This is a genomic window from Actinosynnema mirum DSM 43827 (assembly GCF_000023245.1).
Classification (GTDB): domain Bacteria; phylum Actinomycetota; class Actinomycetes; order Mycobacteriales; family Pseudonocardiaceae; genus Actinosynnema; species Actinosynnema mirum.
The window spans coordinates 8,039,937-8,061,893 of record NC_013093.1 but is presented as its reverse complement, the minus strand read 5'-3'; the positions used below and the strand labels follow the sequence as shown (position 1 = coordinate 8,061,893).

Here is a 21,957-nt window from a genome sequence, read left to right as displayed (position 1 = left end):
GGACACTACCGACTAGGGAGCGACCACACGTGGCAGTTGTCCTGTGTGTCGGGCTGACGACCGTCGATGTCACCCAACAGGTGGATGAGTTCCCGGAACCGGGCGAAAAGATGCAGTCCCTCGCCGCCTTCACGTCACCCGGTGGTCCCGCCGCCAACGCGGCCACCGCCGTCGCCGCCCTCGGCCACCGCGCCGTCCTGGTCACCGCCGCCGGGTCCGACCCGCTCGGCGCGCTCGCCCTGCGCGGCCTCGCCGACCGCCGCGTCGAGGTGGTCGACACCGCCCCCGAGGACTTCCGGATCGCGCTCAGCATGGTCGTCGTGCGGGCGGGCGACGGCGAGCGCACCGTCGTGTCCCGCAACGCGGGCGGCCACCTGCCCGCCGTGCCCGCCGACCTGCCCGACCGGGTCGCCGAGGCGGACGTGCTGCTGCTCGACGGCCACCTCGGCCCGCTGGCGCTCGCCGCCGCCCGCTCGGCGCGCGGGCGCGGCGTGCCGGTGGTGCTGGACGCCGGGAGCTGGAAGCCTGTCCTGGACGACCTGCTGCCGCTGGTGGACGTCGCCGCCTGCTCGGCAGCCTTCCCGCTGACCGAGCGCGCGGTGCACGACCGGGGCGTGCCGCTGGTGATCCGGACGCGCGGCGCCCTCCCCGTGACCTGGTCGAACCGCACCACCGCCGGACCGGCGCGCCCCGAGCCGGGAGCGGCCGGGGCGGGCACGACCCCGGCGGGGAGCGCGGGGCCCGACGGCGGCCCGGTGGTTTCGGCGGGCGAGGTCCCGGTGACCCCGGTGCCGGTGCGGGACACCAACGGCGCGGGCGACGTGTGGCACGGCGCTCTGGCGGTCGCCCTCGCGCGGCGCGAACCGGTGGCGCGGGCCGTCGCGTGGGCCAACGAGGTCGCGGCGGTCCGGGTGCGCAACCCGGCCGAGCGCTGGGTCGAGGAGTTGTGGCGGTGGCGGGACAGCGGGTGAGGTTCGAGGAGCTGGTCGAGCGGGCGAGAGCGCTCGCCGCAGCGGGCGAGCGGCGGGTCCTGGGGATCGGCGGCGCGCCGGGGTCGGGCAAGTCGACACTGGCCAGGAGGCTGGTGGACGAGCTCGGGCCGGACGCGGCCCTGGTCGAGATGGACGGCTTCCACCTCGCGCAGCGGGAGCTGGAGCGGCTCGGCGCCGCCGAGCGCAAGGGCGCCCCGGACACGTTCGACGTGTCCGGCTACGCCGACCTGCTCGGCAGGCTCAAGGCGCACGGCCCGGACGTGGTGTACGCGCCGGAGTTCCGCCGCGAGATCGAGGAGCCGGTGGCCTGCGCGGTGCCGGTCGACCCGGCCGTGCCGCTCGTGGTCACCGAGGGGAACTACCTGCTGCTCCAGTACGAGAAGTGGAAGCGGGTGCGGCTCGTGCTGGACGAGGCCTGGTTCCTGCGGATCGACGAGGACCTGCGGGTGCGGCGGCTCGTCGAGCGGCACGTCCGCTACGGCAGGCCCGAGGCCGAGGCGCGCGAGCGGGTGCTGCGCGGCAGCGACCACGTCAACGCGCTCATGGTGAACTCGTCCAGCGCGGGGGCCGACCTGGTGATCGCGGAAGTGCGCTGAGCGGAAGCGCGCTGAGCGGGAGCCGGTGGGTCAGCGCTGCGCGGCGACGTCCTCGACCGTCTCGTCCACCGGCTTGCGCACCTCCTGGCGGTAGCGCCACACGCCGACGCCGGTGCCGATCACGAAGAACGCGACGCTCACCACGACGGCGGCCGCCTCCAGCCACGGCACCGCCGTGAGCAGGCCTGCCGCGTAGTAGCCCGCGAGCACCAGGGTCGGCACCCAGGCCAGCGCTCCCACCGTGGTGGCCAGCGCGAACCGCCTCGGGTTCATCCCGGCCGCGCCCGCGATCATCGGCGCGAACGTGCGGATCCACGGGATCCACCTGGCCAGCACGATCGCCCAGAACCCCCGGCGGTCCAGGAACTCGCGCGCCCGCTCCAGGTTCTCCTTGTTCAGGATCTTCCCGCCGCGCCTGGCGAGCAGCCGGGTGCCACCGGTGCGGCCGATGTAGTAGCCGATCTGGTTGCCCACCACCGCCACCACCATCGCGGCGGCCGACAGCAGCCAGGCGCTCAGCTCGCCGTCGTGCTGGGCCAGCACGACGCCCGCCGCGAACAGCAGCGAGTCGCCGGGCAGGAACAGCCCGAAGATGAACGCGCACTCGAAGAACACGAAGCTGAGGGTGATCACCCACACCGCGAGGGGACCTGCCTGGTCCAAGGAGAAGATCCCGGCGGCTTGGGTCGAAGCGGACAGCACCACGCAACGCAGGGTACGTGGGCCGGACGGGTCCGCACGGCGATCTCGGCACATCGTGTTGCCGAAAGTTCGGTGACGCGCGGTGGTCGCGCGAGCGCCCGGCTGTCCCTAACGTGGTGGCATGGAGCCTCTGCTGGCCGAGCTCCGCACCGCCGTCGGACCCTCGGCGGTGCTGACCGACACCGACGTCACCTCGGCCTACGAGCGGGACATGATGCCGCTCGCCCCGCACGGGTCACCGCTGGCGGTGGTGCTGCCGTCCACGGCGGCGCAGGTGCAGGACGTGGTCAGGGCGTGCGCGGCGGCCGGGGTGCCGATCGTGCCGCGCGGCGCGGGCAGCGGGCTGTCCGGGGCGGCCAACGCGCTGCCCGGCTGCGTCGTGCTGGTCACCACGAGGATGAACGCGATCGTGGAGGTCGACCCGGCGAACCGGCTGGCCGTCGTCGAGCCCGGCGTGGTCAACCTCGACCTGCGCACGGCGGTGGAGGCGCACGGGCTGTTCTACCCGCCCGACCCGTCCAGCTACGACTGGTGCACGATCGGCGGCAACCTCGCCACGAACGCGGGCGGGCTGTGCTGCGTCAAGTACGGCGTCACCACCGACTCGGTGCTCGGGCTGGAGGTCGTGCTGGCCAGCGGCGAGCTGCTCAGGACCGGCCGCCGCACGGTCAAGGGCGTCGCGGGCTACGACCTGACCAAGCTCTTCGTCGGCAGCGAGGGCACCCTCGGCGTCATCACCCGGGCGACGTTGGCGCTGCGGCCCCTGCCGCAGGCCCCGGCCACGCTGGTCGCCACGTTCGACAGCACCTCGGCGGCGGGGGCGGCGGTCACCGGGGTGGTGCGCGCGGGCGTCGTGCCCTCGCTGATGGAGATCATGGACCGCTCGTCCGTCCAGGCCGTCGAGCGGTACCTGCGGACCGACCTGGGCGCGGGCGCGGCGGTGCTGCTGTGCCAGTCGGACTCGGGCGGCGAGGCGGCCCTGCGCGAGCTGGGCGAGGTCGCGCGGGTGTGCGAGGAGGCGGGCGCCGAGCTGGTGCACACCACCGACGACCCGGCCGAGGGCGCCGACCTGCTGGCCGCGCGGCGGGCGGTGCTGACCGCGCTGGAGGTCTACGGGACCTGGCTGACGGACGACGTGTGCGTGCCCAGGACCCGGATCGCCGACCTCATCACCGGGTGCGAGGCGATCGCCGAGGACGTGCGGCTGCGGATCGCGGTGGTCGGGCACGCCGGGGACGGCAACATGCACCCGACGATCGTCTACGACCCGGCGTCCGCCGACGAGGCGGAGCGGGCGCTGGCGGCGTTCGAGCGGATCCTCGCGCTGGGGCTCGACCTCGGCGGCACGGTCACCGGGGAGCACGGCGTGGGGAAGGTCAAGCAGGCCTGGCTGGAGCGCGAGGCCGGACCGGTGGCCCTGCGGGTCCACCGCGACCTGAAGCGCGCGCTGGACCCGCAGGGGCTGTTCAACCCCGGTTCGATGTTCAGCCCCCCGCGGGAGGGCTGAGGGCGGTCAGCCCTCGATCCGGCGGATGTGCTGCGTGGCCTCCGGGTCGGAGACCTGCTGGAACTGCTGGGTGATGTCGTCGGCCTCGGCCTGCACGAGGGTCTTGTTCTCGCGGCGGGCCTTGACGAACTCGATGATGATCGGCACGACCGAGATCAGCACGATCAGGATCAGCATCATCTCGATGTTGTTCCGGACGAACTCGATCTGGCCGAGGAAGTAGCCCAGGACCGTCAGCCCCGCGGCCCAGGCCGCGCCGCCGATCAGGGAGTAGGTGAAGAACTTCTTGGCGTCCATGCGGCCGACGCCCGCCATGGCGGTGATGAAGGTGCGCACGATCGGCACGAACCGCGCCATCACGATCGCGCGGGCGCCGTACTTGTCGAAGAACTGAGTCGTCTTGTCGACGTACTCCTTCTTGAAGATCTTGGAATCCGGCTTGGCGAACAGCGCGGGGCCTGCGCGGTGGCCGATCCAGTAGCCGACGACGTTGCCGATGAACGCGCACGCGGTCAGGAGCAGGCAGACCAACCAGAGCGGGTAGTCCAGCAGTCCGTTCGCGACGAAGAGGCCCGAGGTGAACAACAGGGAGTCACCGGGCAGGAAGAAGCCGACCAGCAGGCCGCACTCCGCGAAGATGATGAAGCACAACCCGACCAGCATGTACGGACCCAGTCCGTTCAGCAGGTACTCGGGGTTGAGCCAGTCCGGGCCGAGGGCGACCGAAGTGGTGGGCGCGACCGTCACCTCGACCACGGTACAGGCTCAACTCAGGGTGATGACGGCGGCGACGGTGCCCGCCGCGAGGCCGAGCAGCACCGACAGCAGCAGGACCCAGCCGGCGGGCAGAGCTGGGGTTTTGTGCTCTTCAGGCGCTTCGTCCGAGTAGTCGGAGATGTCCGCATCGCCGGGGTCGAGGAAGTCGGGGTGGTCCGGGTAGGCCGGGTTCCCGTGCTCGTCCGTGCGGGAGCGGAACGGGGGGACGCCGAGCGCCTGGAGCGCCGGCGGGAGGGGGGTGAAGCCGCCGCTGCCGGGGGGCTCGGTGGGCGACTCTGTGGGCGACTCGGCGGCTGAGGGCACCGGGTCAGGGGTCGCTGGAGGGGTGGAGGGGTCGTCACTCGGAGTGACATCGGGGGCGAGGGCTTCGCTCGACCCGGCGACGGAGGGCTCCTCGGCGGTGGCCTCGGGCTTGGGCGCGGACACCGGGTCCGGCTCGGCAGAGGGCGCGGGGGCGGCCTCGGGCTCCTCGCTCGCAGGCTCCGCCTCGGCGGCGTCCCCGGTCGCCTTCTCGGGTTCCGGGGCGGCCTCGGCGGTCTCCGCTGCCGGTTCGGCCTCGCTCTCCGGCTTGGCCCCGCCCTCCGGTTCGGCCGCTGTCTCCGGTTCGGCCTGTTCGGGGGCGGTCGTCGTCACCTCGGGGTCGGCCGCCTCCGCCTCCGCCCCCGTCTTCCCGGCTGTCAGCCGGTCGCGGGCGGGTGCGGTGGTGTGGTCCGCGGCCTCGGCGGCGGGCAGACCACCGCCGGTGGCCTCGGCGCGCGACGCCTCGGCCACCGGCTCCTCCTGCTCATCGGGCACGGGGTCAGTCTTTCACCCAGGCGCCCCGGCTCATCACCTCGCGGGGCCGCAGGTCGGCGTCCAGCACCACCAGGTCGGCGGCCAGGCCCTCGGCGATCCGGCCCGTCTCCCCGGCCAGCCCCAGCAGCTCGGCGGGCCTGGCCGACGTGGCGCGCACCGCCTCCACCACGTCCAGCCCGCAGCCGGTGACCGCGTTGCGGAACGCCGCGTCCATGGTCAGCGTGCTGCCCGCGAGCGAACCGCCGCCCGCCAGCGTCGGCACGCCGTCCACCACGCGCACCTCCAGCCCGCCGATGTCGTACACGCCGTCGCCGACGCCCGCCGCCGCGATCGCGTCCGTGACCAGCACCGTCCGCCCCGCCCCGGCGTGCCGCGCGGCCAGCCGCACGGTCGTCGGGTGCAGGTGCACCAGGTCGCAGATCAGCTCGACGGTCACCCGCTCGTCGTCCAGCAGCGCGCCGATCGGTCCCGGCTCGCGGTGGTGCAGCGGGCGCATCCCGTTGAACAGGTGCGTCGCGACCGTCGCGCCCGCGTCCACGGCGGGCCGCACCTGCGCCTCGGTGGCGTCGGTGTGCCCGATCGCGGCGATCGCGCCGTTCTCCACCAGGTGCCGCACCGCGTCCACGGCGTGCTCCAGCTCCGGCGCCACCGTCACCATCCGCACCGCGCCCCTGCCCGCGCGCAGCAGCGCGTCCAGCGAGCCCCGGTCCGGGGGGCACAGGATCGCCGGGTCGTGCGCGCCGCAGCGCGCCGCCGACAGGAACGGCCCCTCCAGGTGCACGCCCGCGACCACGCCGTCGTCCACCAGCTCGGCCAGCGCGGCGACCTGCCCGGCCAGCTCCGGCACCGGCCGGGACACCAGGCTGGCGAGCATCGTCGTCGTGCCGCGCCTGCGGTGCGCGTCGGCGGCCTTGCGCACCTTCTCGGGGTCTCCGCTGGTGAACGCCTCACCGCCGCCCCCGTGGCAGTGGATGTCGATGAAGCCGGGCACCAGCAGCGCCCCGCCGAGGTCGGTCACCGGGCCCTCGGGAGCGGCCCCGGAGCCCACCGCCGCGATCCGGCCGTCCCGGACCGCCACCCACCCGTCGTCGAGCACCCCGTCCGGCGTGACGACCCGACCTCCGGCCAGGGTCACGTCCACCGGTCCACCCCACGTGCTCATGTCTCCTCCAGCATGTCGATGGCCAGCAGCGCGGCCCCGAGGCGTCCCGCCCCGTCGCCCAGCTCCGCCAGCCGCAGTTCCGGGAGCCGCTGGAACGAGGCCAGCTCGTCCAGCCGCCCCCGCAGGGGGTCGGTGAGCAGCGGACCGGCCAGCGCCAGCCCGCCGCCCAGCACCACCAGCTCAGGGCCGAGCAGCGCGGCCACCAGCAGGATGCCCCTGGCCAGGGCGTCCACCGCCTCGCGCCACACCGCCGCCGCGGCGGGATCGCCCGCCCGGAGGAGCGCGGCCACGTCGGCGGCCCCCGCGACCGCGCGCCCGGTCAGAGAGGAGTACCGCCTGGCGATCGCCGCCGACGACGCCCGCGCCTCGACGCACCCGGTCTGCCCGCAGCCGCACGGGTCGCCGTGGCCGACGTCCACGTGCCCGACCTCGCCGGGCAGGGCCCGCACCCGGCCGTCCACGACCAGCGCGGCGGCGATGCCGGTGCCGATGGGCAGCACGACGGCGTTGCGCGAGCCCCTGGCCGCGCCCAGGCGCAGCTCGGCGAGACCGCCGGCGCGCACGTCGTGGCCGAAGGCGACCGGGAGGCCTGCGGCCGAGGCGACCTCCGCGGCGAAGGGGAAGTCGCGCCAGCCGAGGTTGGCGGAGTAGACGCCCGTGCCGCTCGCCTCGTCCACCAGACCGGGGACGACCAGGCCGATCGCGGCGGGCTCCGCGGCGCCGCGCAAGCGCTTGCCCAGCTCGACGACCTCGGCCACGACGGCACGCGCGGTCGCCTCGCCGGTGTCGCGGCGCGGTGTGGGGACGCGCAGCTCGCGCACCGGTCGGGCTCCCTCGGGGGAGGCCTCGACCAGCGCGGCTTTCGTCTCGGTGCCGCCGACGTCGACGGCGATCACGTGCTGGGTTCGCGCCACGGGGACCGATACTGCGCCATGCACCCGTCATTGGTCTATACCAAGTTCCGTTTTGGGAGCACGGTCGCGCCCACTGGGACGGAACGGCCGAACGGGTGGCGGCCCCGACCGCCCCCGCGCCGACCTCCGCGCGGCAAAAGGCCCCCGCGCTGGTGCGCGGGGGCCCGGTGTCCGTGCGGCCTGCCTAGTTGCTGGCCATGATCTTCTGCAGCGCGTCCAGCGCCCGGCTGGCGGTGGACTTCACCGTGCCCTTGGAGATGCCGGTGGCCTCCGCGATCTCGGCCTCCGACAGGTCGCCGTAGTACCGCAGCACCAGCACCTCGCGCTGCCTCGGCGGCAGCTGCGACAGGGCGGCCACGACCGCCTGGTGCTCCGCCGTCAGCATCGCCAGGCTCTCCGCCGAGCGGGCGTTCGCCACGTGCGGCGGGGTGTAGTCGCGCGCGGTCTTGCGCCGGCGCAGGACGCTGCGCGAGCCGTTCACCACGGCGGTGCGCAGGTAGCCGACCGCCGCCTGGGCGTCGCGCAGGTTCGACCAGTTGCGGTGCAGGCCGGTGAACGCCTCCTGCACCACGTCCTCCGCCGTGGCGGGCTCGTCGACCAGCAGCAGCGCCAGCCGGATGAGCCGCATCCGGTGCTGGCGGTACAGGTCCTCCAGTGTCAGCGGGCCTGTTGGCGCGGGCGCGATCCCGTCCTGGATGCGCAGGTTCGTCAGAGTGTCCTGTACGCGCGCGACACCGCCGCTGTTCTGTCCGGGACCGACCACGGCGCAGACGTTACCCCGTGCCGGGGTAGCTTCGGCGGGCGTACGGAACATGCGGAGGGCGGAATGGCGAGGTTCGCGGTCGAGCTGGTGTACGGCGACGACGAGGCCAAGCGGCTCGAGGTGCGCCCGGCGCACCGCGTCCACCTGCGGGAGCTCCAGGAGCGCGGGGTGCTGCTCGCGGCAGGCCCCTACGCGGACGAGACCGGCGCGCTGCTGGTCTACGAGGCCGCCGACGAGGACGAGCTGCGCGCGCTGCTCGACGCCGACCCGTACGCCCCCGCGGGCGTGGTCGCCGAGATCCGCGTGCACGAGTGGAAGGCGCTCCTGGGCAGCTGGGTCACCGACGCCTGAGCCCGCGCCCCCGGCGGGCGCGTCACTCCCGAGCGCCCGCCGCGGCCCCGCCCGGCCCCACCAGGCCCGAGCTGTCCGCCTCGGCCATCAGCCGGTCGGCCTCGGCCATCCGCCCCGCCGAGCGGCGCGTCACCAGCCCCGGCAGCACGCCCCTGACCAGCTTCGCCAGCGCGACCCAGCGCGGCGCGTGCGCCGACGTCGACCGCCCGGCCACCGCGCGCACCAGCGCCTTCCCCGCCGCCTCCACCGAGTGCACCCGCCCGGCCGGACCGGGCAGCGAGCGGCGCAGCGGCCCCACCACCGGGTGCTCGTGCACCCCGTTCACCATGTCGGTCGACACCCAGGAGAAGTACGCGACCCCGACGTCCACGCCGAGGTGCCGCACCTCCGCGCGCAGGCTGTCCGCGAACGCCTCGCAGCCCGCCTTGGCCGCCGAGTACGCCGCGTTGCCCGGCACGTGCGCGATCGCCGCGAGCGAGGACACCACCAGGCAGTAGCCCCGGCTCTCCACCAGGTGCGGCAGGCAGGCCCGGACGGTGCGCCACACCCCGAGCAGGTTCACCTCGATCACCCGCTCGAACACCTCGGGGTCCATCGACCGGGCGAACCCGGCCGCCGCGACCCCGGCGTTGGCGATCACCGCGTCCAACCGCCCGTAGTGCGCCACCGCGGCGTCCACGGCCGCCCGCAGCGCCTCGGCGTCGGTCACGTCCGCCTCCCACGCCTGGCCGCCGCACTCGCGGGCGACCTCGCGCAGCAGCTCCCCCTCCAGGCCCACCAGTGCGACCCGCGCCCCGCGCGCGGCGAGCCGCCTCGCTGTGTCGGCGCCGATCCCCCTGGCCGCGCCGGTGATCAGCACGACCTGGTCGGTGACGCCCTTGCCGGACCTTCCCCGACCTGCGCCTCTGCGACCTGCGCTTCCCCGACCCGAGACGTTCCCGGAGACGACCACGGCGACCTCCTCGAACAGGTGAACGAGGAGGCCACCGTAGCCCGGTTCAACCGCCGTTAGCTACTGGCGAGTTAAACAACATCGCTGGCCGCGCTCAGCCGCGCGACCTCCTCGGCCGTCAGGTCCAGGGTCAGGGCGGGCAGCAGCTGCTCCAACTGCTCCACCGTGCGGGCGCTCGCGATCGGCGCGGCCACCGTCGGCTGCGCGGCCAGCCACGCCAGCGCCACCGCCGACTGCGACACCCCGCGCGCCCCCGCGACCTCGTCCAGCGCCGCCAGCACCGCGAGCCCGCGCTCGTCCAGGTACCGGGACGCGCCCGCCGCGCGCACGCTCTCCACCTCGACGCCCGGCCGGTACTTGCCGGACAGGAAGCCCGACGCCAGCGAGGAGTACGGCAGCGACGGCAGCCCCAGCTCGGTCAGCGCGGGCGCCAGGTCGCGCTCGTACTCGCCCCGCTCCACCAGGTTGTACTTCGGCTGGAGCGCGACGAACCCGGCGAAGCCCTCCCGCTCGGCGATCGCGGCGGCCTCGCGCAGCCGGTCGCCGGAGAAGTTCGACGCGGCGGCGTGCCGGATCTTGCCCGCCTTGACCAGCCGGTCGTAGGCGGCCAGCGTCTCCACCAGCGGGGTCTCCGGGTCGTCCCGGTGCGCGTAGTACAGGTCGATCCGGTCGACGCCGAGCCTGCGCAGCGAACCCTCGACGGCCTTCTCGACGGTGTCCGCCCGCTGGTTGTCCAGGCCCTCCAGCATCCCGACCTTCGTGGCGATCACCACGTCGTCGCGGCGACCGCGCTTGGCCAGCCAGGAGCCCAGCACGGTCTCGGACTCGCCACCGGAGTGGCCGGGCGCCCAGGACGAGTAGACGTCGGCGGTGTCCACGAAGTTGCCGCCCGCCTCGGTGAACGCGTCCAGCACGGCGTGGGAGGCCGCCTCGTCCGCGCTCCACCCGAACACGTTGCCGCCCAGGTTGAGGCGCGAGACGTCGAGGTCGGTGGTGCCCAGTTTCGTCATGGGCCCGACGCTAACCCCGCCCGGCGGTGACACGCCCGGCGGCGGCGGCCCGGTGCGACGTTCCGAACAGAGCGCGGGAGGCGGGAATAGCCGCAGGGCTCCCCGACCGGACCACCGGCCGGGGACCCGCCCGCCTTCCCTCAGGGCGTCATGGCGTGACCTCGACGCCCTTCCAGAAGGCCACGTGGTTCTTGATGTTCGCCGCCGCCTCCAGCGGTTCCGCGTAGTACCAGGCGGCGTCCACGTTGTCCTCGCCGTTGACGTGGAGCGTGTAGTAGTTGGCAGTCCCCTTCCAGTGGCACGCGGACGTGGTGTCCGAGGGCCGCAGGAACAGGGCGTGCACCGAATCGACCGGGAAGTAGTGGTTTCCCTCCACCACCTGGGTCTGGTCGCTCTCGGCGATGATCTCGCCGTTCCACCGTGCGATCGCCATGGACCCACTATGCCGGTGATCATCATCTTCCGCTGAGCGGTGGCCGTAGGATCAGTCGCGACAACGGTGTTCGGGCTCTGAGGAGGACCTACCGATGCCCATCGCAACTCCCGAGGTCTACGCCGAGATGCTTGACCGCGCCAAGGCGAACTCCTTCGCCTACCCCGCGATCAACGTGACCTCGTCCGAGACCCTGAACGCGGCCCTGCGCGGTTTCGCGGAGGCCGAGAGCGACGGGATCATCCAGGTCTCGACAGGAGGGGCCGAGTTCGCCTCGGGCACCAAGGTCAAGGACATGGTCACCGGCGCCGTCGCGCTGGCGGAGTTCGCGCACGTGGTCGCCGACAAGTACCCGGTGAACGTCGCGCTGCACACCGACCACTGCCCCAAGGACAAGCTGGACGGCTACGTCCGCCCGCTGATCGCGATCAGCCAGGAGCGCGTCGACAAGGGCCTCAACCCGCTGTTCCAGTCCCACATGTGGGACGGCTCCGCGGTGCCGCTCGACGAGAACCTGGAGATCGCGGCCGACCTGCTCGACCTCTCCGCCAAGGCCCGCATCATCCTCGAGATCGAGGTCGGCGTGGTCGGCGGCGAGGAGGACGGCGTCGACAACGAGATCAACGACAAGCTGTACACCACGCCCGAGGACTACCTGAAGACCGTCGCCGCCCTCGGCGCCGGTGAGAAGGGCCGCTACCTCGTGGCGGCGACCTTCGGCAACGTGCACGGCGTCTACAAGCCGGGCAACGTCAAGCTGCGCCCCGAGATCCTCAAGCAGGGCCAGGACGTGGTGGCCGAGAAGCTGGGCCTCCCGGCCGGCTCCAAGCCGTTCGACCTCGTGTTCCACGGCGGCTCCGGCTCGCTGCTGGAGGAGATCCACGAGGCGGTGTCCTACGGCGTCATCAAGATGAACATCGACACCGACACCCAGTACGCGTTCACCCGCCCGATCGTCGGCCACATGTTCGGCAACTACGACGGCGTGCTCAAGGTGGACGGCGAGGTCGGCAACAAGAAGGCGTACGACCCGCGCAGCTACCTCAAGGCCGCCGAGCAGGGCATGGCCGCCCGCATCGCCCAGGCGTGCGAGCACCTCAAGTCCTCCGGCCGGATGATCGCGGGCTGACCGTCCCGATCGGACGGTCGCGGCTCCCCCCGACACCGGGGGAGGCCGAAGACCGGGCAGAAGAGTGAGGCCCCTCACGGTCCGACGCGACCGGAGGGGCCTCACCCCTGTTCCGGGCCTTTCCGCACATCGCACGATGGGGTGGCGGACGTTGCCCCGCGTGGCGCGGACCGGCAGGGTTGCCCCGCCGGGAGCGACCCGGCCCGTTCGAGGAGTGGGGTGCTGGGCATGCGCGTGAAGATCGTCGCCGGGGTGCTGGTGTCCGCCATGGTGTTGGCGGCGGTCGCCGCCGCGGCAGGGATGTTCCTAAGCTAGGCGACCATGAGCCTGAACGAGAACCTGCTCGGCCCCGAGCCGACGCTGCTGCCCGAGCGCCCCGAGGCGCAGGCCGCCGTGGACTCCGGGATCGCCCCGGTCGAGGTCGTCCGGGCCTACCCGGACCTCAGCGAGGCGTGGGCGCTGCTCGCCGAGACGGCGCTGGACAATGACGACCCGGTGGCCGCGTACGCCTACGCCCGCACCGGCTACCACCGCGGCCTGGACCAGCTCCGCCGCGCCGGCTGGAAGGGCTTCGGCCCGGTGCCCTTCGCGCACCGCCCGAACCAGGGCTTCCTGCGCTCGCTGGCCGCGCTCTCCCGCGCGGCGGGCGGCATCGGCGAGGTGGCCGAGCAGGACCGCTGCGCGAAGTTCCTGGCCGACAGCGACCCCACGGCCCCCGCCCAGCTCGGCCTGTAGGCCGGGACCGCACATGGCTGTGCGCGACGAACTGGCGCGCAGGCTGCGCCGGTGGCGGATGACGGCCCTGCCGATCCTCCAGGCAGCGGTGGCCGCGGGCCTGTCCTGGTTCGTGGCGACGAAGGTCGTCGGCCACCCGCACCCGTTCTTCGCGCCCATCGCCGCCGTCGTCTGCCTCGGCGTCTCGCTGGGGCAGCGCCCCCGGCGGGTCGCCGAGCTGGTCGTCGGCGTGTCCGTGGGCGTCGGCATCGGCGACGTCCTGATCTCCCACATCGGCTCCGGCACGTGGCAGATCGCGGTGGCCGTGGTCCTGGCGATGTCCGCCGCCGTCCTCCTGGACGGCGGCGCGGTCATCGCCCTCCAGTCCGCCAACTCCGCGGTCCTGGTGGCCACCTTGCTCCCACCCAGCGCGGGCGGCGGCTTCGACCGCATGGTCGACGCCCTGGTGGGCGGCGTGGTCGGCCTGGCGGTCACCGCCCTCATCCCCGCGAACCCCCTGACCGTGGCAGACCGCCAGGCGAAGGTCGTCCTGGGCGAACTGGCCATCGCCCTGCGCGGCGTCGCCGCGGCCGTGGCCAAAAGCGACGCAGGCGCCGCAGCCGACGTCCTGGCAAGACTCCGCGACAGCCAGGAGGCCGTCGACGAGTACCGCTCCGCCCTCAAGACCGGCGGCGAGATCGCCACGATCGCCCCGATCCGCTGGCGCCGCAAGAACGCCCTGCGCCGCTACGGCAGCATCGCCACCCCGGTCGACTACGCCCTGCGCAACACCAGGGTCCTCACCAGAAGGGCCCTGGCCGCCCTGCGCGACGACGAACACGTCCCGGACGTCCTCCCGTCAGCCCTGGAGCGCTTCGCGGACGCCGTGGACGTCCTGCGCGCGGAACTGGCGTCCAACGAGGACCCGGTGAAGTCCAGAGCGGCGATCCGCGCGGCGGCAGGCGTCATGACGGCGGACCTGGCCGTGGGCGAGGGCTTCTCAACCCAGGTAGTCCTGGCCCAGGCCCGCTCGGTGGCGGTAGACCTGCTCCAGGCAACCGGCCTGACGAGGGTGGAGGCGATGGAATCGCTACCACCACTGCGAAAGCCCTGACCCACCACAACCCGCACCCGCACCCGACCGCCTCGCGGGCTGCGGGGCGAGCGCAGCGAGCCCACGCAGCTCCACTCCCGCGTCCCTCGTCTCCGTTTGGCCTGGCGAAGCCCGAGCACGCTCGTCAAGATGCCGCCGCACTGCCACGGCAGACCAACAAAGCCATCCGGCGTCTTGACGAGTGTGCTTGCCTGAAAGGAGGCCAAACGGAGACGAGGGACCCGGACCACCGCAGGGGTAAACGGGACCACCAGCGGAAGCGCCACCGGCCGGCAGAGCTCGTCCCCTCGTTTTTGGAGGCCTGCCCCGCCGGCGAGGCGAGCTCTTCAGCCTTTGACTTTCCGCTCTCCGCTCTCCGCTCTCCGCTCTCCGCTCTCCACTCACAAACCCGCCCCACCCCCACCAAAATGGCCAGATGACCACTCCCGTCATCCGCCCAGCCACCCCCGAAGACCTGCCCGCCGTAGCCGCACCGAGGTGGCACTGGACTCTGGAATCGAGAGGCGAGCCCCCTCGTCCCCACAAGAAGCGTTCACCACCCACTTCACCACCTGGGCACAAGTCCACTCCCACTCGCACCACTGCTTAGTCCTCCCGCGCGACGACCGGATCATCGGCATGGCCTGGCCGGCCGTGCTGCCGAGAGCTCCCCACCCCTTCGCCCCCGACCGCGCCTCCGGCGACCTCCAGTGCGTCTACGTGACACCTGAGGAGCGCAATACCGGTCTAGGCGGAGAACTGGTCACCGCAGCACTACACCTGGCAGCAGAGCTGAACCTCGAACGCGTCACGGTGCACTCCACCGAACAGGCCGTCCCCGCCTACACCCGTTCCGGCTCCACCCTCCGCCCGACCCTGCTCCAAGCCGTCCCCGCCCGATAACCCCCGCACAACACGAACCCCCCGCACAACACGAACCCCCCGCACAACACGAACCCCCCGCACAACACGAACCCCCCGCACAACACGAACCCCCCGCACAACACGAACGCCGCCCCGCGAAATCGCGGGACGGCGTCGTCCGGAAACCCTCAACTCACCCACTCACGAAGGCAGCTGGGTCCAGTCCACGTTCGCGTGCAGATCCCGGTTCGGCCGCTCCCGAGCCTGGAACCCGTACGGGTCCCAGTTGTTCGTGTGCCAAACATTCTGCAGATACGTGCTCGGCTTGTTCGGAACCCGCGAAGCAGGCCCCTTGTAGTCCCACAGCGTCACCCGCGCGCCCTGCGCGTTGACCAGGTAGAAGTTCACCCCACCGGCAGTCCAGTCGAACCCGTACTCGTAGTACTGCGTCGTGCTGTTGTACCCCGGAATCGCGGGCACCGAAGCAGGCTGGTTCTCCGCCCCGCTCAGCTGCACGCAGTCGCCGAAGGTCGTCGAGAAACAAGTAGAGATGATCTTCCCCGCCCGCAGGTCGATGACCCGCGAGACCTTCCGCAGCTGGTCGTTGCTCGCGTTGTAGTCCGTCCAGATCGTCAGGTACACGACCTCGGGCTGCGCGCACAGCCACTCGAAGTCGATCTCGTCGTTGTCCGGGAGCCCGTTCCCGTTCCGGTCGGCGTGGTCGCTGCTGTACGTGAACGCCCCGGTCACCACGCCCGCGCGCGGCTGGGAGGCGCAGTCCGCCGACTTCATCCGGGTGCTGAACGTCCCGTACTTGAACTGCTGGTTGCTGGCGATCTCCACGCCACCGCCCGGACTGGGGTTGGCCCCGGACTTCAGGGTCAACCGCAGCGCCCGCCCGTCGCCCGCGCCGCTGTCGGCGACGGACCCGATGGCGTTGAGCGAGGTGGTCTTGTGGAAGATCGGCGAGGTGGTCGCGGTCCAGTTCTCCCGCTGCCCGACGGGCGCGGCTGTGGACGTGGCGACGACGAACAGGCCGGCCGAGAGGACGGCGCCGAGGACGGCAGCCCGTCCGGCCGCGCGCTTGGTGATCACGTGGTGCTCCTCGTGCAGGGTCACCGCGCCGGGGTCAGGGAAGGCGCGGCGCTCCGAGGTTATCCGTTCGTGACCACTTTCGGAGCTGCTCACGCCCCCTATTCCACATCCGGGCGTCCTCGCGCCTCACTCCCACGCGCCCCTGCCTCACCCCTCAGGCCGGTTCAGCACCCCCACCAGCAGGGCGTGCACCGCCTCATGGCTCTTGGGGTCGACCCCGGCCACCGAGCCGCCGGTCACCCCGTACCACTCGTCCGCTCCCTCGTACCGCACCTCCGCCTTGAACTTCCCGTCCGCGCCGACGGTCGTCCGCAGCTCCAGGTCACCGGTGACGACCCCGACCTCGTCGGTCATCACCCCGCCCGGCCCGGCCACGAAGGGGGAAGAGTGGTCAGCCATCAACACCTCCCGAGCATCGTCTGCAACGCAGACTTCTCCGCCGAGTCCACCGTCAAACCCCAGGTGTGCTTCACCCTGGTCCACATCTTGGCGTACGTGCACCAGTACGAGCTCAACGGCGGCTTCCACTGCGCCGGGTCCTTGTCGCCCTTCGACTGGTTCACGTTGTCGGTCACCGCGATCAGCTGCGGCCCCGACAGGTCGTTGGCGAACGACTGCCGCCGGGCGGTGGTCCAGGTCCGCGCCCCCGACCGCCACGCCTCGGCCAGCGGCACCACGTGGTCGATGTCCACGTCCGAGGCCGCGCTCCAGCTCGCCCCGTCGTACGGGCTGGCCCAGGTCCCCGAGGTGGCCGCGCAGGCCGAGTCGGTGACCACGTTCACCCCGTCGCGCTTGAGCACCGTCTCGCGCGTGTTGCAGGCGCCGGACACGGTGGCCCAGTGCGGGAACAGCTCCCGCGAGTACCCGCTGGAGGTGCCCTCCGCCGCGACCGCGAGCCCGGCCAGCTCGGACAGGGCCGTGCTGGTGCCCGGAATCCCCGGAGGGGCGGCCTGGGCCGTGGGCGCGAGGCCGAGCGCCAGCGCCCCGGCCAGGAGCAGGCGAGTCGACAGCCGTGCGGTTCGATTGACCGTTGACATAATTCCGACCTTCCTGGTGGGAAGCACTCGGAATCACTCTGGCGTGCCGCTCCTGGCCTTTCAACGCATTCCGGGTTGCCCGTGGGTTTACCAATTCACGGAAATGCCCGAAAATCACTCAGCGCATTCCCCGGACAAGCCTCAGGTCCTCCGTGTGGCGGTACCAGGTCCACTTCGACATCGGCCTCGGGTGCGCGTGCCCGTCCGATTCCACGTGCGCGGGCACGCAACCGAGCTGGAACGCCCGCCCGGTGGTCGTGGTCGTCTTCCTCCCCAGCAGCCGCCGCTGCACCACCCGCACCACCAGCCCGGCTCCGCCGTCCGGGTCGGGCGTGACCTCCAGCCGCGACGCGGGCCCGCGCAGCACCACCGTGTCGTCGCAGTAGCCGACCCCGCGCACCGGCCCGAGCGAGCCGAGCCCGACCAGCACCCCGCCGACGTCGTCGCGCACCAGCGGCACCCGGTCGGCGTCACCGGTGCGGGCGAGGTCGAGCGCCCGCCCGAGGTCCGTCGGCAGCCCCCACAGCTCCGCGACCTGTGACTTCGGCGACACCGGGACGTACCCGACGACCACTTCGGTCAGCCGTTCGGTGCGCAGAAGGCGCAACGCCACGGCGTTCAGGTCGCCGTCCGTGCCCACGACCACGAGACGGCGGTCGCCCAGGTCAGCGAGCAGCGGGTCCACCTCGGCCTTCCCCGGCCGCTCGGAGACCCGCCGCACCTCAAAACCGTCACCGTCCGTGATCAATGGCGACTGCGTGTTTCCGCAGGCCAGCACGATTCCGCGCACCTTCATCTCCTGGTCTACGCTCAACGACCGTCCGTCGACGGCCACGCCGCCGCAGGCCGCCGTCCTTGCCCGTTGCAACCGCTTGGAGTTTCACATGCCGGCCGTAGTGCTGATCGGTGCCCAGTGGGGCGATGAGGGCAAGGGCAAGGCGACCGACCTGCTCGGCGAGCGCGTCCAGTGGGTCGTGCGCTACCAGGGCGGCAACAACGCGGGCCACACCGTGGTGCTGCCCGACGGCAAGAAGTTCGCCCTGCACCTGATCCCGTCCGGCATCCTCACGCCCGGCGTGACCAGCGTGATCGGCAACGGCGTCGTGGTCGACCCCGCCGTGCTGCTGGAGGAGCTGGGCGGCCTCGACGAGCGCGGCGTGGACACCAGCAAGCTGCTGGTCTCCGCCGACGCGCACCTGATCATGCCGTACCACGTGGCCATCGATAAGGTCACCGAGCGCTACCTGGGCAAGGCCAAGATCGGCACCACCGGCCGGGGCATCGGCCCCTGCTACCAGGACAAGATCGCCCGCGTCGGCGTGCGCGCGCAGGACCTGCTGGACGAGAAGATCCTGCGGCAGAAGGTCGAGGCCGCCCTGGACTTCAAGAACCAGGTGCTGGTCAAGGTCTACAACCGCAAGGCGCTCGACCCCGACCAGGTCGTCGACTCGGTGCTGGAGCACGGCAGCAAGTTCGCGGGCCGCATCGCGGACACCCGCCTGCTGCTCAACCAGGCGCTGGAGCGCGACGAGATCGTGCTGCTGGAGGGCTCGCAGGGCACCCTGCTCGACGTCGACCACGGCACCTACCCGTTCGTGACCTCGTCGAACCCGACCTCGGGCGGCGCGAGCGCGGGCTCGGGCATCGGGCCCAGCCGGATCACCACCGTGATCGGCATCCTGAAGGCGTACACCACCCGCGTCGGCTCCGGCCCGTTCCCGACCGAGCTGAACGACGACATGGGCGAGCTGCTGCGCAAGAACGGCGGCGAGTTCGGCGTCACCACCGGCCGCTCCCGCCGCACCGGCTGGTTCGACGCCGTGATCGCCCGCTACGCCACCCGCGTCAACGGCATCACCGACTTCTTCCTCACCAAGCTGGACGTGCTCTCCGGCCTGGAGACGATCCCGGTCTGCGTCGGCTACGACGTGGACGGCACCCGCGTCGAGGACATGCCGATGACGCAGACCGACGTGCACCACGCCGTCCCGGTGTACGAGGAGCTGCCCGGCTGGTCCGAGGACATCAGCGGCTGCCGCACCTTCGAGGAGCTGCCCGCCAACGCCCGCGCCTACGTCGAGCACCTGGAGTCGATCTCCGGTGCCCGGATCTCGGCCATCGGCGTCGGCCCCGGCCGCGACCAGACGATCGTGCGCCACGACATGCTCGCCTGATCGGGCATTTCCGCACCACCTGGAAGAGCCTCGGGAAACCGAGGCTCTTCTACTATCCGGGAAAGGTTGACGCGCTCCCCGGCGCGTCGTGAGACTCCAGTGCCATGAGCGGTCGCGAAATTCTCGTCGGCCGCCTGCACGTCGATCTCCGGCGGCAGGCGAGCGCGCTCTGTCCCGCGCGCTGACGCGCCCGCCCGCCCTTTCCCGGCGACCGCTGGAGAATTCGCGCCGCTCCCACCCGCGCCCACCTCCACGCGGTGCCGCCGACCTGATCCAGGGGAGACCCGGCATGTCCGTCGCACTGCACTGGTTCCTGCCGACCACCGGGGACGGTCGGACGATCGTCGAGCGGTTCCACGCCAACCGCACCCTCGGCGGCGCCGCCCAGCGGCAGCCCGACGTCGACTACCTCGCCGCCGTCGCGCAGGCCGCCGAGAGCAACGGGTTCGAGGGGGTGCTCACCCCCACCGGCACCTGGTGCGAGGACGCCTGGCTGACCACCGCCGCCCTGCTCGCCCGCACCAGCACCCTCAAGTTCCTGGTCGCGTTCCGCCCCGGCGTGCTGTCCCCGACGCTCGCCGCCCAGATGGCGGGCACCTACCAGCGGATCTCGCGGGGCAGGCTGCTGCTCAACGTCGTCACCGGCGGAGACGAGGTCGAGCAGCGCCGGTTCGGCGACTGGCTCGACCACGACCGGCGGTACGCGCGCACCGCCGAGTTCCTGCGGGTGCTGCGCGGGGTGTGGTCCGGGACGCCGTTCACCTTCGAGGGCGAGCACTACCGGCTGGAGGGCGCGACCGCGATCGCCCCGCCGGACCCGCTGCCCCCGGTGTACTTCGGCGGCTCGTCCGAGGCGGCGCTGCCGGTCGCGGCCGAGCACGCCGACGTGTACCTGACCTGGGGGGAGCCGCCCGCTCAGGTCGCCGAGAAGATCGAGCGGGTGCGCGCGCTGGCGGGCGGGCGGCCGATCCGGTTCGGGGTGCGGCTGCACACGATCAGCCGGGACACCGCAGCCGAGGCGTGGGCCGAGGCCGGGCGGCTGCTCGACGCGCTCGACCCCGAGCAGGTGCGGCGGGCCCAGGAGCAGCTGCGGACCAGCCAGTCCGTGGGGCAGCAGCGGATGCTCGCGCTGCACGGCGGCGACCTCGGCCGGGGGGTGCGCGGGCTGGAGGTGCACCCCGGCCTGTGGGCGGGCGTCGGGCTGGTGCGCGGCGGCGCGGGCACGGCCATGGTGGGCAGCCACTCGGACGTGGCCGACCTCATCGAGGAGTACCACGCGGTCGGGGTGGACGAGTTCGTGCTGTCCGGCTACCCGCACCTCGAAGAGGCGTACTGGTTCGGCGAGGGCGTGCGCCCGCTGCTGCGGCGGCGCGGGCTGCTCGCGCCGATGACCACCGCGCCGCAGGCCGGGGTGCTCACCCCGGCGAGCTGACCTCGGGGCCGGTTCGCAGGGGACCGGTCCCGGTGCAGGGAGGGGGCCCGCCGACGCGTTCCCGTCGGCGGGCCCTTCTGCTCGAACGCAGCACCCGGCTTCCGGCTCTCAGCGCCCAGTCCTCAGTGCCCAGTCCTCAGCGCCCGGCGCTCAGCGCCCGCGCACGGCCTCCACCGCGGTGTCCGGGTTGTCGGCGAACACCCCGTCGACCCCGGTCACCAGGAACCGCGCGTACTCCTCGAACGCCCGCCCGTACGCGGCCGGGTCGGTCGACGAGCGGTGGTCGGCGGGCAGGAACGCGTTCTCGTTGCGGAACGTCCACACGTGCACGAGCAGCCCGCGCGCGTGCGCGTCCCGCACCACCGGCGTCCCCGGCAGCAGGAACCCGCCCGCGTCCCTGGGCAGCACCACGTCCTTGGCCAGCCCCACCCCGGACGCGTACCGGGCGACCTCCTCCAGCCCGTCGGGGGTCACCAGGTCGCGGTAGGTGCGCGGGTCACCGGCCTTCACGAAGTCGTACGGCGCGCCCGACGCGTTCACCAGCTGCACCAGCGGCACCCGCAGCGACCGGCTGAGCGCCTTCAGGTTCGCCACCTCGAACGACTGCACGAACACCTTCGCGCCGCGCCTGTTCAGCCCGTTGCGCTCCAGCGCCCGCACCAGCGCGGGCTCCAGCGGCAGCCCGATGTCCCGGAAGTGGGTGGGGTGCTTGGTCTCCGGGTAGATCCCGATCTCCCGGCCCAGCTCGCGGCTCAGCCGCCGGGTCAGGTCCACGACCTCCTGGAAGGTCGGGATCTCGTACCGGCCGTCGTAGAGGGTGTTGCGCGGTCGCACCTCCGGGATGCGCTCCTTCGCCCGCAGCACCTTCAGCTCGGCCAGGGTGAAGTCCTCGGTGAACCAGCCGGTGACCGCGACCCCGTCCACGGACTTGGTGGTCCGCCGACCGGCGAACTCCGGGCGCGCGGCCACGTCCGTGGTGCCGCCGATCTCGTTCTCGTGCCTGGCGACGAGCTGCCCGTCCTTCGTGGGCACCAGGTCCGGCTCGACGTAGTCGGCGCCCATCCGCGCGGCCAGCTCGTACGCGGCCAGCGTGTGCTCCGGCCGGTACCCGGACGCCCCCCGGTGCCCGATCACGACCACCCGCTCGCCACCACGCCGCTCGGGCGCCGCCTCCGGCGCCGCCGCGGCCGAGGGCACCAGGCCCACCACCGCGAGCGCCACCAGCGCCACCCCTGCCAACCGACTCCGCACCATCGAGGCCTCCTCGGTGAGTGAGCACAACGCGCAGGGCAGCATCGTCGCGCTCCGCGACGATCCCGTCACGGAACGGCCAACCGGGGGCGGCGGACCGGTGAACGCTCCCCTCGCCCGCGCGGAGCGGGATTAACAGTCCCTTGAGGCGGTCGCCCTGTCGCTGTGACCGGGAGCACAACTAGCGTTCCCGTGCACGGCAGGCGCGGCACGA

General features: G+C 72.7%; 25 protein-coding genes. 11 read left to right on the top strand and 14 right to left on the bottom strand.

Annotation, left to right across the window (positions count from 1 at the left end):
- The first annotated feature begins 29 nt into the window (after positions 1-29).
- Complete coding sequence (locus tag AMIR_RS34335; protein ID WP_015805602.1) at positions 30-971, top strand: PfkB family carbohydrate kinase; 942 nt, start codon at positions 30-32, stop codon at positions 969-971.
- Positions 968-1,588, top strand: coding sequence for a nucleoside/nucleotide kinase family protein (locus AMIR_RS34330; RefSeq protein ID WP_041838645.1), 621 nt, complete (start codon positions 968-970; stop codon positions 1,586-1,588). The genes AMIR_RS34335 and AMIR_RS34330 overlap by 4 nt, the downstream gene beginning before the upstream one ends.
- A gap of 30 nt (positions 1,589-1,618) precedes the next feature.
- On the opposite strand, the gene AMIR_RS34325 is transcribed toward AMIR_RS34330, so the two are convergent.
- Positions 1,619-2,293: a DedA family protein gene (locus tag AMIR_RS34325; RefSeq protein WP_015805600.1), complete on the bottom strand. Its 675-nt coding sequence runs from the start codon at positions 2,291-2,293 to the stop codon at positions 1,619-1,621.
- A gap of 118 nt (positions 2,294-2,411) precedes the next feature.
- Here AMIR_RS34325 and AMIR_RS34320 point away from each other — a divergent pair, with 118 nt between their 5' ends.
- Positions 2,412-3,797, top strand: coding sequence for an FAD-binding oxidoreductase (locus AMIR_RS34320; RefSeq protein ID WP_015805599.1), 1,386 nt, complete (start codon positions 2,412-2,414; stop codon positions 3,795-3,797).
- 6 nt (positions 3,798-3,803) lie between these two features.
- Here the strand turns inward: AMIR_RS34320 and AMIR_RS34315 are convergent, their stop codons facing one another.
- The 5 genes from AMIR_RS34315 to AMIR_RS34295 form a co-directional block, all read right to left on the bottom strand.
- A complete protein-coding gene (locus AMIR_RS34315; RefSeq protein WP_015805598.1) occupies positions 3,804-4,553 on the bottom strand; it encodes a DedA family protein in 750 nt (249 codons plus the stop codon).
- Positions 4,554-4,562: 9 nt separating this feature from the next.
- A complete protein-coding gene (locus AMIR_RS34310; RefSeq protein WP_041837205.1) occupies positions 4,563-5,369 on the bottom strand; it encodes a hypothetical protein in 807 nt (268 codons plus the stop codon).
- Positions 5,370-5,373: 4 nt separating this feature from the next.
- The gene (gene nagA / locus AMIR_RS34305) at positions 5,374-6,531 is read right to left on the bottom strand and encodes an N-acetylglucosamine-6-phosphate deacetylase (protein ID WP_015805596.1); all 1,158 of its coding nucleotides are present in this window, start codon (positions 6,529-6,531) and stop codon (positions 5,374-5,376) included.
- A complete protein-coding gene (locus AMIR_RS34300; RefSeq protein ID WP_015805595.1) occupies positions 6,528-7,427 on the bottom strand; it encodes an ROK family protein in 900 nt (299 codons plus the stop codon). Before AMIR_RS34300 ends, nagA begins: the two co-directional genes overlap by 4 nt.
- 202 nt (positions 7,428-7,629) lie before the next feature.
- Positions 7,630-8,208 (bottom strand): SigE family RNA polymerase sigma factor, encoded by a 579-nt coding sequence (locus AMIR_RS34295; protein WP_015805594.1) that lies wholly within the window; start codon positions 8,206-8,208, stop codon positions 7,630-7,632.
- A 63-nt stretch (positions 8,209-8,271) separates the two neighbouring features.
- Between AMIR_RS34295 and AMIR_RS34290 the strand changes: the two genes are divergently transcribed.
- Positions 8,272-8,559 (top strand): YciI family protein, encoded by a 288-nt coding sequence (locus tag AMIR_RS34290; RefSeq protein ID WP_015805593.1) that lies wholly within the window; start codon positions 8,272-8,274, stop codon positions 8,557-8,559.
- Between the two features lie 22 nt (positions 8,560-8,581).
- Here the strand turns inward: AMIR_RS34290 and AMIR_RS34285 are convergent, their stop codons facing one another.
- The 3 genes from AMIR_RS34285 to AMIR_RS34275 form a co-directional block, all read right to left on the bottom strand.
- The gene (locus AMIR_RS34285) at positions 8,582-9,511 is read right to left on the bottom strand and encodes a short-chain dehydrogenase/reductase (RefSeq protein ID WP_015805592.1); all 930 of its coding nucleotides are present in this window, start codon (positions 9,509-9,511) and stop codon (positions 8,582-8,584) included.
- 71 nt (positions 9,512-9,582) lie between these two features.
- Positions 9,583-10,521, bottom strand: coding sequence for an aldo/keto reductase (locus AMIR_RS34280; protein WP_015805591.1), 939 nt, complete (start codon positions 10,519-10,521; stop codon positions 9,583-9,585).
- A gap of 148 nt (positions 10,522-10,669) precedes the next feature.
- On the bottom strand, positions 10,670-10,954 hold the full coding sequence (locus AMIR_RS34275) for a DUF427 domain-containing protein (RefSeq protein WP_015805590.1): 285 nt from the start codon (positions 10,952-10,954) through the stop codon (positions 10,670-10,672).
- A 94-nt stretch (positions 10,955-11,048) separates the two neighbouring features.
- Here AMIR_RS34275 and fbaA point away from each other — a divergent pair, with 94 nt between their 5' ends.
- The 4 genes from fbaA (at position 11,049) to AMIR_RS37990 (ending at position 14,793) form a co-directional block, all read left to right on the top strand.
- Complete coding sequence (fbaA, locus tag AMIR_RS34270; protein WP_015805589.1) at positions 11,049-12,083, top strand: class II fructose-bisphosphate aldolase; 1,035 nt, start codon at positions 11,049-11,051, stop codon at positions 12,081-12,083.
- 321 nt (positions 12,084-12,404) lie between these two features.
- A complete protein-coding gene (locus AMIR_RS34265) occupies positions 12,405-12,818 on the top strand; it encodes a DUF3151 domain-containing protein (RefSeq protein WP_015805587.1) in 414 nt (137 codons plus the stop codon).
- 13 nt (positions 12,819-12,831) lie between these two features.
- Entirely contained in the window at positions 12,832-13,911 is a 1,080-nt protein-coding gene (locus AMIR_RS34260; RefSeq protein WP_015805586.1) for an FUSC family protein, read from the top strand.
- Positions 13,912-14,388: 477 nt separating this feature from the next.
- Positions 14,389-14,793, top strand: coding sequence for a GNAT family N-acetyltransferase (locus AMIR_RS37990; protein ID WP_342626573.1), 405 nt, complete (start codon positions 14,389-14,391; stop codon positions 14,791-14,793).
- 162 nt (positions 14,794-14,955) lie between these two features.
- On the opposite strand, the gene AMIR_RS34255 is transcribed toward AMIR_RS37990, so the two are convergent.
- The 4 genes from AMIR_RS34255 to AMIR_RS34240 form a co-directional block, all read right to left on the bottom strand.
- Entirely contained in the window at positions 14,956-15,873 is a 918-nt protein-coding gene (locus AMIR_RS34255) for a glycoside hydrolase family 16 protein (protein WP_041837204.1), read from the bottom strand.
- Positions 15,874-15,996: 123 nt separating this feature from the next.
- The gene (locus AMIR_RS34250) at positions 15,997-16,248 is read right to left on the bottom strand and encodes a hypothetical protein (protein WP_015805583.1); all 252 of its coding nucleotides are present in this window, start codon (positions 16,246-16,248) and stop codon (positions 15,997-15,999) included.
- Positions 16,248-16,886: an HNH endonuclease family protein gene (locus AMIR_RS34245; RefSeq protein WP_015805582.1), complete on the bottom strand. Its 639-nt coding sequence runs from the start codon at positions 16,884-16,886 to the stop codon at positions 16,248-16,250. Before AMIR_RS34245 ends, AMIR_RS34250 begins: the two co-directional genes overlap by 1 nt.
- A gap of 118 nt (positions 16,887-17,004) precedes the next feature.
- Complete coding sequence (locus tag AMIR_RS34240; protein ID WP_015805581.1) at positions 17,005-17,676, bottom strand: hypothetical protein; 672 nt, start codon at positions 17,674-17,676, stop codon at positions 17,005-17,007.
- 94 nt (positions 17,677-17,770) lie between these two features.
- On the opposite strand from AMIR_RS34240, the gene AMIR_RS34235 reads away from it, so the two are divergent.
- From AMIR_RS34235 to AMIR_RS34230, 3 genes are all read left to right on the top strand, one after another.
- The gene (locus AMIR_RS34235) at positions 17,771-19,060 is read left to right on the top strand and encodes an adenylosuccinate synthase (protein WP_015805580.1); all 1,290 of its coding nucleotides are present in this window, start codon (positions 17,771-17,773) and stop codon (positions 19,058-19,060) included.
- 104 nt (positions 19,061-19,164) lie between these two features.
- Entirely contained in the window at positions 19,165-19,245 is an 81-nt protein-coding gene (locus AMIR_RS43355) for a putative leader peptide (protein WP_143761209.1), read from the top strand.
- A gap of 104 nt (positions 19,246-19,349) precedes the next feature.
- Positions 19,350-20,492, top strand: a complete 1,143-nt coding sequence (locus tag AMIR_RS34230; RefSeq protein WP_015805579.1) for an LLM class flavin-dependent oxidoreductase — start codon at positions 19,350-19,352, stop codon at positions 20,490-20,492.
- Positions 20,493-20,642: 150 nt separating this feature from the next.
- On the opposite strand, the gene AMIR_RS34225 is transcribed toward AMIR_RS34230, so the two are convergent.
- Complete coding sequence (locus tag AMIR_RS34225; protein WP_187313468.1) at positions 20,643-21,746, bottom strand: glycerophosphodiester phosphodiesterase; 1,104 nt, start codon at positions 21,744-21,746, stop codon at positions 20,643-20,645.
- Positions 21,747-21,957 lie beyond the last annotated feature (211 nt).